Source organism: Cellulomonas sp. PhB150 (assembly GCF_003755175.1).
Lineage (GTDB): Bacteria > Actinomycetota > Actinomycetes > Actinomycetales > Cellulomonadaceae > Cellulomonas.
In genome coordinates, this window is sequence record NZ_RKHX01000004.1 from 333,160 (window position 1) to 347,328 (window position 14,169).

The 14,169-nt window shown below is 75.7% G+C and carries 14 protein-coding genes; 10 read left to right on the forward strand and 4 right to left on the reverse strand.

Annotation, left to right across the window (positions count from 1 at the left end):
* Positions 1–68: 68 nt before the first annotated feature.
* Entirely contained in the window at positions 69–926 is an 858-nt protein-coding gene (locus EDF34_RS14630; protein WP_233575417.1) for a hypothetical protein, read from the forward strand.
* On the opposite strand, the gene EDF34_RS14635 is transcribed toward EDF34_RS14630, so the two are convergent.
* Positions 923–2,176: a glutamyl-tRNA reductase gene (locus EDF34_RS14635; protein ID WP_233575405.1), complete on the reverse strand. Its 1,254-nt coding sequence runs from the start codon at positions 2,174–2,176 to the stop codon at positions 923–925. The two genes, EDF34_RS14630 and EDF34_RS14635, sit on opposite strands and share 4 nt — an antisense overlap.
* Positions 2,177–2,221: 45 nt before the next feature.
* Here EDF34_RS14635 and hemE point away from each other — a divergent pair, with 45 nt between their 5' ends.
* The 6 genes from hemE (at position 2,222) to hemL (ending at position 8,918) form a co-directional block, all read left to right on the forward strand.
* A complete protein-coding gene (hemE, locus tag EDF34_RS14640; RefSeq protein ID WP_123372229.1) occupies positions 2,222–3,283 on the forward strand; it encodes a uroporphyrinogen decarboxylase in 1,062 nt (353 codons plus the stop codon).
* A 2-nt stretch (positions 3,284–3,285) separates the two neighbouring features.
* Complete coding sequence (locus tag EDF34_RS14645) at positions 3,286–4,662, forward strand: NAD(P)/FAD-dependent oxidoreductase (protein ID WP_123372230.1); 1,377 nt, start codon at positions 3,286–3,288, stop codon at positions 4,660–4,662.
* Between the two features lie 198 nt (positions 4,663–4,860).
* A complete protein-coding gene (gene hemC / locus EDF34_RS14650) occupies positions 4,861–5,814 on the forward strand; it encodes a hydroxymethylbilane synthase (RefSeq protein WP_123372231.1) in 954 nt (317 codons plus the stop codon).
* Positions 5,811–6,614, forward strand: coding sequence for a uroporphyrinogen-III synthase (locus EDF34_RS14655; protein ID WP_123372232.1), 804 nt, complete (start codon positions 5,811–5,813; stop codon positions 6,612–6,614). Before hemC ends, EDF34_RS14655 begins: the two co-directional genes overlap by 4 nt.
* A gap of 1 nt (position 6,615) precedes the next feature.
* The gene (hemB, locus tag EDF34_RS14660; protein WP_123372233.1) at positions 6,616–7,608 is read left to right on the forward strand and encodes a porphobilinogen synthase; all 993 of its coding nucleotides are present in this window, start codon (positions 6,616–6,618) and stop codon (positions 7,606–7,608) included.
* Positions 7,605–8,918 (forward strand): glutamate-1-semialdehyde 2,1-aminomutase, encoded by a 1,314-nt coding sequence (gene hemL, locus EDF34_RS14665; protein WP_123372234.1) that lies wholly within the window; start codon positions 7,605–7,607, stop codon positions 8,916–8,918. Before hemB ends, hemL begins: the two co-directional genes overlap by 4 nt.
* On the opposite strand, the gene EDF34_RS14670 is transcribed toward hemL, so the two are convergent.
* The 3 genes from EDF34_RS14670 to EDF34_RS14680 form a co-directional block, all read right to left on the reverse strand.
* A complete protein-coding gene (locus EDF34_RS14670; RefSeq protein ID WP_123372235.1) occupies positions 8,915–9,490 on the reverse strand; it encodes an RDD family protein in 576 nt (191 codons plus the stop codon). The genes hemL and EDF34_RS14670 overlap by 4 nt on opposite strands.
* 37 nt (positions 9,491–9,527) lie before the next feature.
* Entirely contained in the window at positions 9,528–10,457 is a 930-nt protein-coding gene (locus EDF34_RS14675) for a sulfite exporter TauE/SafE family protein (protein WP_123372236.1), read from the reverse strand.
* A 134-nt stretch (positions 10,458–10,591) separates the two neighbouring features.
* On the reverse strand, positions 10,592–11,050 hold the full coding sequence (locus EDF34_RS14680; protein ID WP_123372237.1) for an Rrf2 family transcriptional regulator: 459 nt from the start codon (positions 11,048–11,050) through the stop codon (positions 10,592–10,594).
* Between the two features lie 105 nt (positions 11,051–11,155).
* Here EDF34_RS14680 and EDF34_RS14685 point away from each other — a divergent pair, with 105 nt between their 5' ends.
* From EDF34_RS14685 to EDF34_RS14695, 3 genes are read left to right on the forward strand one after another with little or no spacing between them, the layout of a single operon-like run.
* Positions 11,156–11,437, forward strand: coding sequence for a metal-sensitive transcriptional regulator (locus EDF34_RS14685; protein WP_123372238.1), 282 nt, complete (start codon positions 11,156–11,158; stop codon positions 11,435–11,437).
* 25 nt (positions 11,438–11,462) lie between these two features.
* Complete coding sequence (locus tag EDF34_RS14690; protein ID WP_123372239.1) at positions 11,463–11,696, forward strand: heavy-metal-associated domain-containing protein; 234 nt, start codon at positions 11,463–11,465, stop codon at positions 11,694–11,696.
* 41 nt (positions 11,697–11,737) lie between these two features.
* A complete protein-coding gene (locus EDF34_RS14695; protein ID WP_123372393.1) occupies positions 11,738–14,101 on the forward strand; it encodes a heavy metal translocating P-type ATPase in 2,364 nt (787 codons plus the stop codon).
* The last annotated feature ends 68 nt before the right edge of the window (positions 14,102–14,169 follow it).

Here is a 14,169-nt window from a genome sequence, read left to right on the forward strand (position 1 = left end):
GAGTTCCCGCGCTCCCCCCGAGCTCGCGGCGCTCGACCGTCCCTTGGCGAGGTAGCCCCGTGACGCTCATGCAGAAGGCGATCACGCCTGCGCTGTCGCACGCCCACCTGGCGGCCGGCCACGACCGGCTCGCGGGGTACGTCGTGCGCGCGGCCGACGTCTCGTTCGCCACGACCCCCTCGCAGCTGTTCGAGGTCCACGGCCTCGGGTACCCCGGGTCGCCGTTCAGCCCGCACGACGAGCACATCGACGTGCTGCGCTTCGAGTCCTCCCCGCAGCTGCAGTACCGCGACGTGCCCGGCTACATCGTCCCGCTGTGGTGGCTGCGCCACTCGCGCATCCCGCCGGGCGCCGAGCTCGTGCGCGTGCACGCCGACGGCACCGCGACGCTGCTCGCCCGGTACGGCGACGTGGGCACCGGCTGGTCGTTGACCCACCTCGGGAGCCCCCGCCCCGCGCTGGCGTCGCTGTCCCGCTGCGTCGGGCCGGTCGCCAAGTGGCACGGTGCGTACCTCGAGGCGGACGTCGTCGACAACGGGCACACCCTCGTCCTCGCGCTCGCGAACCCGCCGCTCGCCGAGACCGGCTTCCGCCAGTCCGCGAACGGCCGCTGGTACCGCCGCGTCCCCCGCCAGGAGGTCACCGAGCTCTTCGAGCTGGACCTCACCGCGCAGTGGAACGGCCTCTCGGTGCGGGTCGTCGACCAGTGGCAGGACGCCCAGCGCTACGTCGTCGCCCGCATCTCGCACCTCGGCGACGACATCGACCGCGCCGAGCACCTCCAGATGGACCACGTCGAGGCGGGCGTCTACGAGGCCGTCGTCTACGCGGCCGAGCTCACCGACATCCAGACCAACCAGGTGGTCCCGCACACGTGGGCGCCGGGCCCGGCGGCCGTGCCGCAGCGGCAGGCCGTCAGGAGCTAGGCGGGCTCGACCGCCGGGACGTCGATCGCCGCGAGCGCGGCGAGGGCGGCGGCGTACGCACCGGTGTCGCCGGCGCGCGCGGCGTCGCGCGCGCTCACGGTCGGGCCGTGCAGCAGCGCACGGGTGCGGCGGCGCAGGCCCCGCTCGGTGCGCTCGTCGCGCAGGTCGGCCGGCAGGACCTCGAGCGCGGACTCGAGGCCGCCGAGGACGCGGGTGCGCTCCGCGACGACGGCGGGGTTCCACTCGCGCACGCGCCGCTCGGCCTCGTAGGCCCGCGCCGCGCCGTCGACGATCCCCCGGGCGGCCTCGACGGCGGCGTGCTCGGCCGGGGCGTGCTCGGCGACGGTGTGCAGCGAGACGAGCCGGACCCCCGGCAGGGCGCGGACCCCGGGGTCGACGTCGTGGCGCAGCGCGAGGTCGACGACGGTGAGCGGGTTGGCGCCCGCGGGGCGGGCCGCGGCGAGGGCGTCCACCTCGAGCACGGCACCCGCGGCGCCGCTGCAGGCGACCACGAGGTCCACGTTCGCGAGCTCGGTCGCGAGGTCCGCGCCGGCGGGCACGGAGCGCACACCGCGCGCGGCGGCGAACTGGCCGGCCCGGCCGCTGGGCGAGTACACGCGCACGTCCCCGACGCCGCGCGCCTTGAGTGCCGCGAGCGAGGCGCCCGCGTACGAGCCGGTGCCGATGAGCACGCAGCGCACGTCCGACCAGACGGGCAGGCCCGTCTCGGCGATGTCGAGCGCGACGCCGACGACCGAGCGACCCGCGCCGCCCAGGCCCGTGCCAGCGTCGACCGCGCGGCTGACGCGGGAGGCTGCCTGGAAGAGGGCCTCGAGGTCGCTCGTCGTGGTGCCGTCGCGCCGAGCGGTCGTCAGGGCGCGGCGCACCTGGCCGGCGATCTCACGCTCGCCGACGACCATCGACTCCAGGCCGCTCGCCACCGCGAACAGATGGCCGGCGGCGTCGGTCGAGGTCATCGCGTGCAGGTGGGTCGCGACGCTCGCCTCGTCGTACCCGGACCGGGCGGCGACGGCGGCGGCTGCGGCCGCTCGCGCGGCGGGGGTGTGCGCGGCGTCGTCGACATCCAGGTAGAGCTCGAACCGGTTGCACGTCGCGAGCACGACGGCACCGGAGATGGAAGGGGACGCAGACACGAGCTCACCGCCCACGACGGCCACGTCCGACGAGAGACGTTCCAGCACCGCGAGGTCGAGCTCGTGGTGCGAAGCGACGAGGGACAGCAGCACCACGTCTCCGATTGAATCACTTCGGCATTTGTCAGGCACAATCGAGGCGTGGTTCTTCCGCTCACACATCCCCTCGTCGACGGCCGTACGACGCATTCCGCCTTGGTGCGCGCATATTCGGGTCAGCGCCCCGAACGCCTGCCCGTGTGGTTCATGCGCCAGGCCGGTCGCTCCCTGCCCGAGTACAAGGCCGCCCGGGGCGGCACCGCGATGCTCGACGCGTGCCTGACCCCCGAGCTGGCCAGCGAGATCACGCTGCAGCCGGTCCGGCGGCACGGCGTGGACGCCGCGATCTTCTTCTCCGACATCGTGGTGCCGCTGCGGCTCGCCGGCGTCGACGTCGAGATCAAGCCCGGCGTCGGACCCGTGATGGGCGCCGCGGTCCGGACGGCCGACGACGTGGCGCGGCTGCGTGAGCTCACGCTGACCCCGGCCGACCTCGAGCCCGTGGCACAGGGCGTGGCCCTGACGGTCGAGGCGCTCGGCAGCACGCCGCTCATCGGCTTCGCGGGCGCGCCGTTCACGCTCGCCGCCTACCTCGTCGAGGGCGGGCCGTCGCGCGACCACCTGGCCGCGCGCACGCTCATGCACGCCGACCCCGAGACCTGGCGCGCACTGACCGAGTGGGCTGCGGACGTCACCGGCGCCTTCCTGCGCGCGCAGGTCCTGGCCGGCGCGAGCGCCGCCCAGCTGTTCGACTCGTGGGCGGGCTCGCTGTCGCTGGGCGACTACACGCAGCACGTCGCGCCCGCCTCGACCCGCGCGTTGTCGCAGGTCAAGGACCTGGACGTGCGCACCGTGCACTTCGGCACGGGCACCGGCGAGCTCCTCGCCGCGATGCGTGACGTGGGCGCGGACGTCGTCGGGGTGGACTACCGGATCCCGCTCGACGAGGCCTCGCGCCGGCTCGGCGGCCACACCCCGATCCAGGGCAACATCGACCCCGCCCTGCTCGCGGCCCCGTGGCCCGTGCTCGAGGCCCACGTGCGCGACGTCGTCGCCCGTGGCGCCTCGGCCCCCGGCCACGTGGTGAACCTCGGGCACGGCGTCCCCCCGACCACGGACCCGGACGTGCTCACGCGCCTCGTCGGCCTGATCCACTCGCTGTAGCCGTGCCCTCCGGCGAGCACCCCGACGAGCGCCTCGGCGAGCGCTGGGGCGCGGTCGTCGTCGGCGCCGGCGTGGCGGGCCTCGTCGCGGCCCGCGAGCTCGAGCTCGCGGGCGTCCGGACGCTCGTGCTCGACGCCCGCGACGCCCCCGGCGGGGCGGTGCGCGGCCACGAGGTCGCCGGCCTCCGGCTCGACGCGGGCGCGGAGTCGTTCGCCACGCGGGGTGGCGTCGTCGCGGGCTACCTCGCGGAGCTCGGCCTCGCGGACGGGGTCTGCGCGCCCAGCGGGCTGGGCTCGTGGGTCCACCTCCCGTCGGGTGACGGCCCCCTGCCCCGCACGGGACTGCTCGGCATCCCGTCGGCCCCGTTCGCGTCGGACGTGCGGCGGACGCTCGGACCGCTCGGCGCGGCGCGCGCCGCCCTGGACCTGGTCCTCCCGCGCTCGGTCGGCGCGGACGCCACGACGCTGGGGGGCCTGGTCCGGGCGCGCATGGGTGCGCGGGCCCTCGACCGCCTGGTCCGCCCGATCGTCGGGGGCGTGCACGCCGCCGAGCCCGACGATCTCGCCGTGGACGCGGTCGCCCCCGGGCTGACGGCCGCGGTCGCACGGTCGCGGGGGTCCCTGGCCCGAGCCGTCCGCTCGATCCGCGCCGCGGCGCCCGCCGGCACGGCGGTCGCCGGCCTCACGGGGGGCGTCCACGGCCTCGTCGACGCGCTGGCCGAGCAGGCCGGCGAGATCCGGCTCCGCACCCCGGTCTCGAGCATCCGGCGCGCGTCGGGGGGCCTCGTCGTCACGACGCCCGGAGGCGAGATCGGCACCGAGCGGGTCGTCCTCGCGGCCCCCGCGCCCGGGCTCCTCGACCACCTCGTCGGGCTCGGGTCGACCCCCGACACCGGTGCCGCCGTCACCCTGGTCACCGTCGTCCTCGACGCCCCCGCGCTGGACGCCGCGCCCCGCGGCACGGGCGTCCTGGTCGCGCGCGAGGCCGACGACGTGCAGGCGAAGGCCTTGACGCACGCCACCGCGAAGTGGCCGTGGCTGGCCGCCGAGGCCGGCGCGGGACGCCACGTCGTCCGGCTGTCGTACGGCCGGGCAGGCGAGGACGGACCCGCGCCCGACCTCGCGACGGCCCTCGCGGACGCGTCCACGCTGCTCGGCGTGCCGCTGCGCGAGCGGGACGTCGTCGGGCACGCCACCGTCCGCTGGACGCAGGCCCTGCCGCGCCCGAGCGCGGCGCACCGCGACTGGGTCGCAGCCGTCCGGGCCGCGCTGGCCACGCAGCCCGACGTGGCCGTGGCCGGCGCCTGGGTCGCGGGCAACGGCCTCGCGGCAGTGATCCCGGACGCGCGGGCCGCGGGCCGCTCGCTCGTCCCCGAGTGATCCCGCGCACATTTCTTTCTGACAATTCGTCAGGCAATTCTTTGGGAGGACAGGCAACCCTAAGAAATGTGGCGCACGGGCATGACCCGCGTCACTATTTCTCGCCATTTCCTGACGACTTGTCAGGTCCGTTCGGCCGCCTGCGGAATTGACCCCGCGCGCTTCGACACCCGCGCCGCGGCGAGGGAGACTGACGGCATGCCCCAGCACGTCCGCATCGGCACACGCGCGAGCGCGCTCGCCCTCACCCAGACCGGCCACGTCGCCGACGCGCTCGCCGCGCTCGCCGACCTCGAGGTCGAGACCGTGCGCGTCCGGACCGACGGCGACCGCCTCACCGGCTCGTTGCAGACCCTCGGCGGGACGGGCGTGTTCGTCACCGCCCTGCGCGACGCGCTGCTCGACGGCCGGTGCGACGTCGCGGTGCACTCGCTCAAGGACCTGCCCACCGGCGACGCGGCCGGCCTCGCGCTCGGCGCGGTGCCGCTGCGCGAGGACCCGCGCGACGCGCTGTGCGCCCGCGACGGCCTCACGCTCGAGACCCTGCCGACCGGCGCCGTCGTCGGCACGGGCTCGCCGCGCCGGGCCGCACAGCTGCTCGCCGCCCGGCCCGACGTCGTCGTCGTCGACATCCGCGGCAACGTCGACACCCGACTCGGCCGGGTCGCGGGCTCGGGCACCGGACCCGGTGACCTCGACGCCGTGGTCCTGGCCCGTGCGGGCCTCGCCAGGCTGGGGCGCCTCGACGCGGTCACCGAGCTGTTCGACCCCGCGGTGATGGCACCGGCCCCCGGGCAGGGCGCGCTGGCGATCGAGGTCCGCGCCACGGAGCCGGACGACGCCCCGCTCGCCGCCGCCCTGCGGGCGCTGGACCACGCCCCGACCCGCCTGGCCGTCGTCGCGGAGCGCGCGCTGCTCGCCCGCCTCGAGGCCGGCTGCGCGGCGCCCATCGGTGCCCTCGCCACCGTGACCGACGACGCGATCCGCATGGACGCCGTCGTCGCCCGCCCGGACGGCACCGCGACCCTGCGCCGCTCGGCGAGCACGCCCGGCCCCACCGAGGACGCCGCACGCGCGCTCGGCACCCGCCTCGCCGAGGACCTGCTCGCGGCGGGAGCCGCCGACCTGGCCGAGCTCGGCGCGACCCGATGACCAGCCCCCTGGCGGGCTGGCGCGTCCTGGTCCCCCGGCCCGTGGCCGGCACCAGCCCCGCCGTCGTCGCGCTCGCCGCCGCGGGTGCGTCCGCCGAGGTCGTCCCCCTCATCGCGACCGTCCCCCCCGAGGACCTCGGCCCGCTCGACGACGTGCTGCTCGCGCTCGGCGCGGGCTGGTACCGCTGGTTCGTCCTGACGAGCGCCGCCGCGGTGCCGGTGCTGGCGGCGCGTGCCGCGGCAGCGGGCCGGACGCTGGCGGACCTGACGGCCGAGGTCTCCGTCGCGGCCGTCGGCCCGGGCACCGCCCGCGCCCTGCGCGACGCGGGCGTCGAGGTGGACCTCACCCCCCCGGCGCCGTCCACGGCCCAGTCGCTCGTCGCCGCCTGGCCCGCGCCGCGCGGCGAGCGGACCCGCGTCCTGTTCCCGCGCGGCGACCTGGCGGCGCCGACCCTGACGGACGGCCTGCGCACGCGCGGCTGGCAGGTCGACGACGTCGTGGCCTACCGCACGGTGCCGGCGGACCCGCCCCCGGCGGAGGTGCGGGAGGCGTGGGCGGGCGGTGACATCCGCGCCGCCCTGCTCACCTCGACCAGCACGGTCCGTGAGCTCGTCGCCCAGCTCGGTGCGCCGCCGTCGGGCACACTGCTCGTGGCGATCGGGCCGACGACGGCCGCCGAGGCGCACCGCGTCGGCCTCCCCCTCGCGGCGACGGCCACCACCCAGACCATGACGGGCCTCGTCGAGGCCCTGTCGCAGGCAGCAGCACACGCAGCAGCACACGCAGCCGAGGAGCGCTGAGATGACCCCCACCCCCGGACGTGTACGCCTGCGCCGCACGCGCGCGACCCCCGCGATGCGCCGCCTCGTCGCCGAGACGCGGCTGCACCCCGCCGAGCTCGTGCTCCCGGTCTTCGTGCGCGAGGGCCTGACCGAGCCGCGCCCGATCACCTCGATGCCGGGCGTCGTGCAGCACACCCGCGACTCGCTGAAGCAGGCGGTCGCCGAGGCCGCCGCCGCGGGACTCGGCGGCGTCATGCTCTTCGCGATCCCGGCGGTGCGCGACGCGGTCGGCTCGCAGGCCACCGAGCCGGACGGCATCCTCAACCTCGCGATCGCGGACGCGGTGGCGGAGGCCGGCGACGCTCTCGTCGTGCAGGCCGACCTGTGCCTCGACGAGTTCACCGACCACGGCCACTGCGGGGTGCTGACCCCGACCGGCACGGTCGACAACGACGCGACGCTGGTCCGGTACGCCGACATGGCGCTCGCGCAGGCGGCGGCCGGCGCCCACCTCGTCGGGCTCAGCGGGATGATGGACGGCCAGACGGCCGTCGTCCGTGACGCCCTCGACGACGCGGGGCACCAGGACGTCGCGGTGCTGGCGTACGCCGCGAAGTACGCGAGCGCGTTCTACGGCCCGTTCCGCGAGGCCGTGGAGTCGCAGCTCGAGGGTGACCGCCGCACGTACCAGATGGACCCGGCCAACCGCCGCGAGGCGGCCCGCGAGATCGCGATCGACATCGCCGAGGGCGCGGACGTCGTCATGGTCAAGCCGGCCATGTCCTACCTCGACGTGCTGGCGGACGTGGCCGCGGCCTCGACCGTGCCGGTCGCCGCCTACCAGGTGTCGGGCGAGTACGCGATGATCGAGGCCGCTGCGGCAAACGGGTGGATCGAGCGCAGACGGGCGATTCTCGAGTCCGTGCTCAGCATCCGACGCGCCGGTGCCGATCACGTACTGACGTACTACGCGACGGAGCTGGCCGGATGGCTGGCGGAGGAGACCCGATGAGCCCGACGACGAGCGCCGAGGTGTTCGCGCACGCCCAGTCCGTGATCCCCGGCGGGGTGAACTCGCCGGTGCGCGCGTTCGGGGCGGTCGGTGGCACGCCGCTGTTCGTCGCGAGCGCGAGCGGTGCGCACGTCACCGACGTCGACGGTCGCACGTACGTGGACCTCGTCGGCTCCTGGGGTCCGGCGCTGCTCGGGCACGCGCACCCGCAGGTCGTCGCCGCCGTGCAGGAGGCCGCCGCGCGCGGCCTGAGCTTCGGCGCCCCGACCACCACCGAGGTCGACCTCGTCGAGGCGGTCCGGTACCGGGTGCCCGCCGCCGAGTCGATCCGCCTGGTGTCGACCGGCACCGAGGCGACCATGACGGCGCTGCGCCTGGCGCGCGCGTTCACGGGCCGCGACCTCGTCGTGAAGTTCGCCGGCTGCTACCACGGCCACGTCGACGCGCTGCTGGCCCAGGCCGGCTCGGGTGTCGCGACGCTCGGCCTGCCCGACTCGGCCGGCGTCTCCGCGGCGACCGCCGCCGAGACGATCGTCGTCCCCTACAACGACCTCGACGCGCTCGAGACCGTGTTCGTCGCGCACGGCGACCGGATCGCGGCCGTCGTCACCGAGGCCGCGCCCGCCAACATGGGTGTCGTCCCGCCGCTGCCGGGCTACAACGCCGAGCTGCGCCGCATCACGCTCGAGCACGGGGCGCTGCTCATCCAGGACGAGGTGCTCACCGGCTTCCGCGTGGGCTACTCCGGCTGGTGGGGGCTCGAGGGCCTGCGCGAGGGCTGGGCGCCGGACCTGTTCACCTTCGGCAAGGTCATCGGCGGCGGCCTGCCGGTCGCGGCCGTCGGCGGTCGCCGCGACGTGATGGCGCAGCTCGCGCCGTCGGGGCCGGTCTACCAGGCGGGCACGCTGTCCGGGAACCCGGTCGCCACGGCCGCCGGGCTCACGACGCTGCAGCTCGCCGACGCCGGCGTCTACGCGACGGTCGACGCGGCCTCCGCGCGGCTGCGCGCGTCGGTCAGCGCCGCGCTCGCCGCCGAGGGCGTGCCGCACGCCGTGCAGTACGCGGGCAACCTGTTCTCGATCATGTTCGGCCCCGACGCGGCGACCGAGGGCGCCCGTGACTACGCATCGGTCCTGGCCACGGAGTCGTTCCGCTACGCGCCGTTCTTCCACGCGCTGCTCGAGGGAGGCGTGTACGCACCGCCCTCGCCGTACGAGGCGTGGTTCGTCTCGGCCGCGCACGACGACGATGCGCTGAGCGCGATCGAGGCGGCCCTCCCGGCCGCGGCTCGGGCGGCCGCCCAGGCCTAGTCCGGGAGCTGCACAGCCGCCGTCGCGCACAGCGAGTCGGCGAAGGTGCGCCGGCGCGCGTCCCACAGCGGGCGGAGCAAGCCGACGAGCAGCACCGCGTCGGTCACGTGGGCGAGCTCGCGCACGAGCGCGCCGCGGGCGCCGACAGGCAGCCCGGTGCTCTCGCGGACCAGGCGCAGCCCGGTGAGCTGCTTGCCCAGCGACGCCCCGTACCGGCCCTGCGCCAGCACCCGGTTGCCGACGAACCACGCCAGCCACCACGCGATCCCGAGCCCGGCCACCACCGCGTCGTCGTAGGCGAGCGCGATCAGCAGCGGCGCCGTCATCACCGTCACGTCGAGCGCGAACGCCGTGACCCGGGGTCGCCAGCTCGCGCGCAGGGGCCACCCGGGGACCTCGCTCCGCGCGGGTGGGGACGGCGGCGGCACGGGGGTGCCGGTGAGGACCGCCGGCTCGTCGGGCGGCGCCGGACGAGGGAACGGGACCGCAGGCGTGGGGTGCCACGCGGTCGGCCGGGCGCCCGGCTGCTCGTCGTCGGGGTCCGCCATCGGCCCCGGGGGCGTACTGCTCATCGCGCCGAGTATGCCCCGGCCGCGGGAGGCGCACCTCTCAGTGCGTCGCGGCGGGCTGCGCGGTGAGCGCCTCGAGCTCGGCCTCGGCCGCCTCCGCCGAGGCCTCCCGGCGGTACGCGCGCACCGACCACGCCACGGCAGCGGCCCAGACGAGCGCGACGAACCCGAGGACCAGCGCCGCGGTGGTCGTCCCGCCGAGGTTCAGCCAGTCCGAGCGCAGCAGCGTGCGCGTGTTCGTCAGGACGATGACGCCGCCGACCGCCGAGCCGAGGATCCGCGGCGGGATCAGGCGGACGAGCCACGCGGCGATGGGCGCGGCGATCACCCCGCCGATCAGCAGCGCGAGCACCCACGCGACGTCGATCCCTGCCGAGCCGAGCGCCAGCAGGAAGCCGAGGCTCGCGGCGATCGAGACGAGGAACTCGCTCGTGTCGATCGAGCCGATCACCTTGCGCGGCTCCATCCGGCCGGACGCGAGCAGCGCGGGCGTCCCGACCGGGCCCCACCCACCGCCGCCCGTGGCGTCGACGAAGCCCGCGAACAGGCCGAGCGGCGCGAGGAACCGCTTGCGCAGGGGCTGCCCCAGGCGGTCCTTGCGGAGCCCCTTCACGGTGAACCGCACGAGGATGTAGAGGCCCAGCGTGAGCAGGATCGCGGACATGACCGGAGCCGCGACGTCGAGGGAGAGGTTCGCGAGGAAGGTCGCGCCCAGGAAGGCGCCGATCGCGCCCGGCACACCGACGCGGCGCACCACGCGCCAGTCCACGTTGCCGAACCGCCAGTGCGAGACGCCCGAGGCGAGCGTCGTGCCGATCTCGGCCAGGTGGACCGTGGCCGACGCAGCCGCGGGGTTGGTACCGATGGCGAGCAGGAGCGTCGTCGAGGTGACGCCGTACGCCATGCCGAGGCTGCCGTCGACGAGCTGGGCAGCGAGGCCGACGACGGCCAGGAGGACCAGCTTGCGCACGGGGGGACCTACCTCGGGAACGGGGGGAACCGGCCGACGACGCCGGCGCGATTGGTCGATAATCCCGATCCGAGGGGTCGGTGTTCAAGTCTGCATTCACATCATGAGACGAATGCCCACCGGCTGGACGAGGCTCAGGGGTTCTCCCACGCGCCCGCACTGGCCGCCATGGTCCGCACGTGCTCGGGCAGCGCGCCCCTGACCAGCGACTCGAGCGTCACCTGGTCGAGCACCTCGCGGACGCTAACCCGCAGCGCGACCCAGACGTCGAGCAGTGCCGCCGCGGAGCCCTCGTAAGCCAGGCTGGGCGGCCGCACGTCACGGACGGTGACCAGTGGGCCGTCGACCGCCCGGATGACCTCGGCGAGCGTGATCTGGCCGGCCTCGCGGGCGAGCCGGTAGCCGCCCGAGCGGCCCCGGACGCTGGCGACGATGCCCGCGCGGCGCAGGTCACCGAGGATCCGCTCGACGAAGCTGACCGGCAGCCCCTGGCCTGCGGCCAGCACGTCGGCCGCCACCGGGTCGCCGTGCGGGCTCGCCGCCAGCTCGGCGCACGCCCGCACCGCATAGTCAGCCTTCGCCGAGACTCGCATGGAGCCATTGTGCCGCCCGCGGGGCCTTCATCCCGCCGTCGGGAATACCCCTGGGGGGTACCTTGTTGGTGCCGTCGGACGCCCGACGACACCCAGGAGGCCATCGTGCACGGATACACCGACGCCAAGGACGACTACCTCAAGCGCCTGCGTCGCGTCGAGGGCCAGGTCAGGGGCATCGCCCGCATGGTCGACGAGGACGTCTACTGCATCGACGTCCTGACCCAGATCGCCGCCGTGACCAAGGCGCTGCAGGCCGTGAGCATCGGCCTCGTCGAGGACCACCTGGCCCACTGCGTCGTCGACGCGGCCCGGCAGTCGCCCGAGGAGGGCGCCGCGAAGGTCAAGGAGGCGTCCGACGCCATCGCCCGCCTCGTCCGCAGCTGAACCCCGTCCCCCGAGGAGAGAACTCATGAGCCAGACCACCACCTTCGGCGTCGACGGCATGACCTGCGCGCACTGCGTCCAGCACGTCACCACCGAGCTCACCGCCCTGCCCGGTGTCCGCGGCGTCGACATCGCGCTCGTCGTCGGCGGGTCCTCGCAGGTCACCGTCACGTCCGACGCCCCGCTGGCCGACGAGGCCGTCGCGGGCGCCGTCGACGAGGCCGGCTACGTGCTGACCCCGCGGAGGTCGCTGCTGTGACCGACAAGCCCGTGGCCGTCGTCGACCTCGCCATCGAGGGCATGACCTGCGCCTCGTGCGTCGCGCGCGTCGAGAAGCGGCTGGGCCGGCTGCCCGGCGTCTCGGCGACCGTGAACCTCCCGCTGGAGTCGGCGCACGTCGAGGTCCGGGTGCCCGACGAGGGCACCGGGGCGACCGCCGACACCGACGCCCTCGTCGCCGCGGTGCGCGCAGCGGGGTACGACGCGAAGGTCACCCGGACCAGCGCGGCTGGCAACGATCACAGCCCTGACATGCCCGGCATGGACCCGCGCGAGCACGCGCTGTCCGGCCACTCGATGGCACCGGGTCACGACATGGATCCCGACGAGGACACGTCGGCCCCCACCGACGCCCGCGGTGCCGACCTGCGCGCGCGCCTCCGGGTCGCCGCGGTCGCCACCGTGCCCGTCGTGCTGCTGTCGATGGTGCCCACGCTGCAGTTCACCGGGTGGCAGTGGGTGGTCGCCGTGCTCGCACTCCCCGTCGTGACGTGGGCCGCGTGGCCGTTCCACCGCGCCGCGTTCCGGGCCGCGCGCCACCGCGCGTCGACCATGGACACGCTCGTCTCGATCGGCATCGTCGCCGCGACCGGCTGGTCGCTGTGGGCGCTGCTGCTCGGCGGGGCGGGCGAGCTCGGCATGACGATGACGCCGTCCCTGTGGCCGCGCGCGGCGCACGAGGGGGCAGCACCGGAGCTCTACTTCGAGGTGGCCGCTGTCGTCACCACGTTCCTGCTCGCCGGGCGGTACGCGGAGCACCGCTCGCGTCGTCGGGCGGGCGACGCCCTGCGCGCGCTGCTCGACCTCGGGGCCAAGGACGTCGCGCTGATCGAGACCGGGCCGACCGGCCGGTCCGAGCGCCGGGTGCCCGTCGCGGCCCTGCGCGTCGGCGACGAGTTCGCGGTCCGGCCCGGCGAGAAGGTCGCCACCGACGGCGTCGTCGTCAGCGGCGCGAGCGCGGTCGACGCCTCGCTGCTGACCGGCGAGCCCGTGCCCGTCGACGTGGGTCCCGGCGACGAGGTGACGGGCGCGACGATCAACAGGTCGGGCTCCCTCGTCGTCCGTGCGACCCGCGTGGGCGAGGACACGCGCCTGGCGCAGATCGGCCGGCTCGTCACCGCCGCGCAGACCGGCAAGGCGCCCGTGCAGCGCCTGGCAGACCGCATCTCCGCCGTGTTCGTCCCGGTCGTGCTGGTGCTCGCGCTCGGGACGCTCGTCGCGTGGCTGGTCTCCGGCGCGGAGCCGCAGCAAGCGTTCACCGCGGCAGTCGCCGTGCTGATCATCGCGTGCCCCTGCGCGCTGGGCCTGGCCACGCCGACGGCGCTGCTCGTCGGGACCGGGCGCGGCGCCCAGCTCGGCATCCTCATCAAGGGGCCGGAGATCCTCGAGCAGACGCGCGCGGTCGACACCGTGGTGCTCGACAAGACCGGCACCGTGACCCAGGGCCGCATGGCGCTGGTCGACGTGCTGACCGCTCCGGGGGCGTCGCCCGACGAGGTGCTGCGCTACGCGGCCGCGGTCGAGCAGCTCGCGGAGCACCCGATCGCGCAGGCGATCGCCGCGGCCGCGACCTCCCCGGACGGGGACGTGGGCGGGGACGGCGTCGTCATCGGGTCCGACCAGGTGCACGACTTCCGTGCCGAGCCCGGCCGCGGTGTCGTCGGCGTCGTCAGGACCGCCCACTCCGGCGTCGGGCTCGGGCGACGCGTCCTCGTCGGGCGCCCCACCTGGCTGCAGGAGCAGGCCATCGACACCGCCGCCCTGCAGGACCGCTTCGACGCGACCGAGGCCGACGGCGCGACCGCCGTGATGGTCGCCTGGGACGGCTCCGTGCGGGGCGCGCTCGTGCTGCGCGACCCCGTCAAGGACACCTCCCAGCAGGCGGTCGACGAGCTGCGGGCGCTCGGCCTGCGGCCCGTGCTGCTGACCGGCGACAACCCCGGCGCGGCGCAGGTCGCCGCGCGCGCGGTCGGCATCACCGAGGTGATCGCGCAGGTGCTGCCCGCGGACAAGGTCGCCGTCGTGGAGCGGCTGCAGGCGTCGGGTGCTCGGGTGGCGATGGTCGGCGACGGCGTGAACGACGCGGCAGCCCTGGCGGCCGCCGACCTCGGCCTCGCCATGGGCACCGGGACCGATGTGGCCATCGAGGCCGCCGACCTGACCCTGGTGCGCGGCGACCTGCGCTCTGCGGCGCAGGCGATCCGCCTGGCCCGCCGCACGCTGGCCGTCATCCGGCAGAACCTGTTCTGGGCCTTCGCGTACAACGTGGCGGCGATCCCCCTCGCCGCGCTCGGGCTGCTGAACCCGATGATCGCGGGGGCCGCCATGGCGTTGTCGTCGGTGCTCGTCGTCGGGAACTCGCTGCGCCTGCGCCGCTTCTCCTGACCCGTCCGGCTCGCACCCAGGTTCCTCCCTGGTGGCGTCCGGCGGGTGCTCAGCGCCCGGGTCTACGC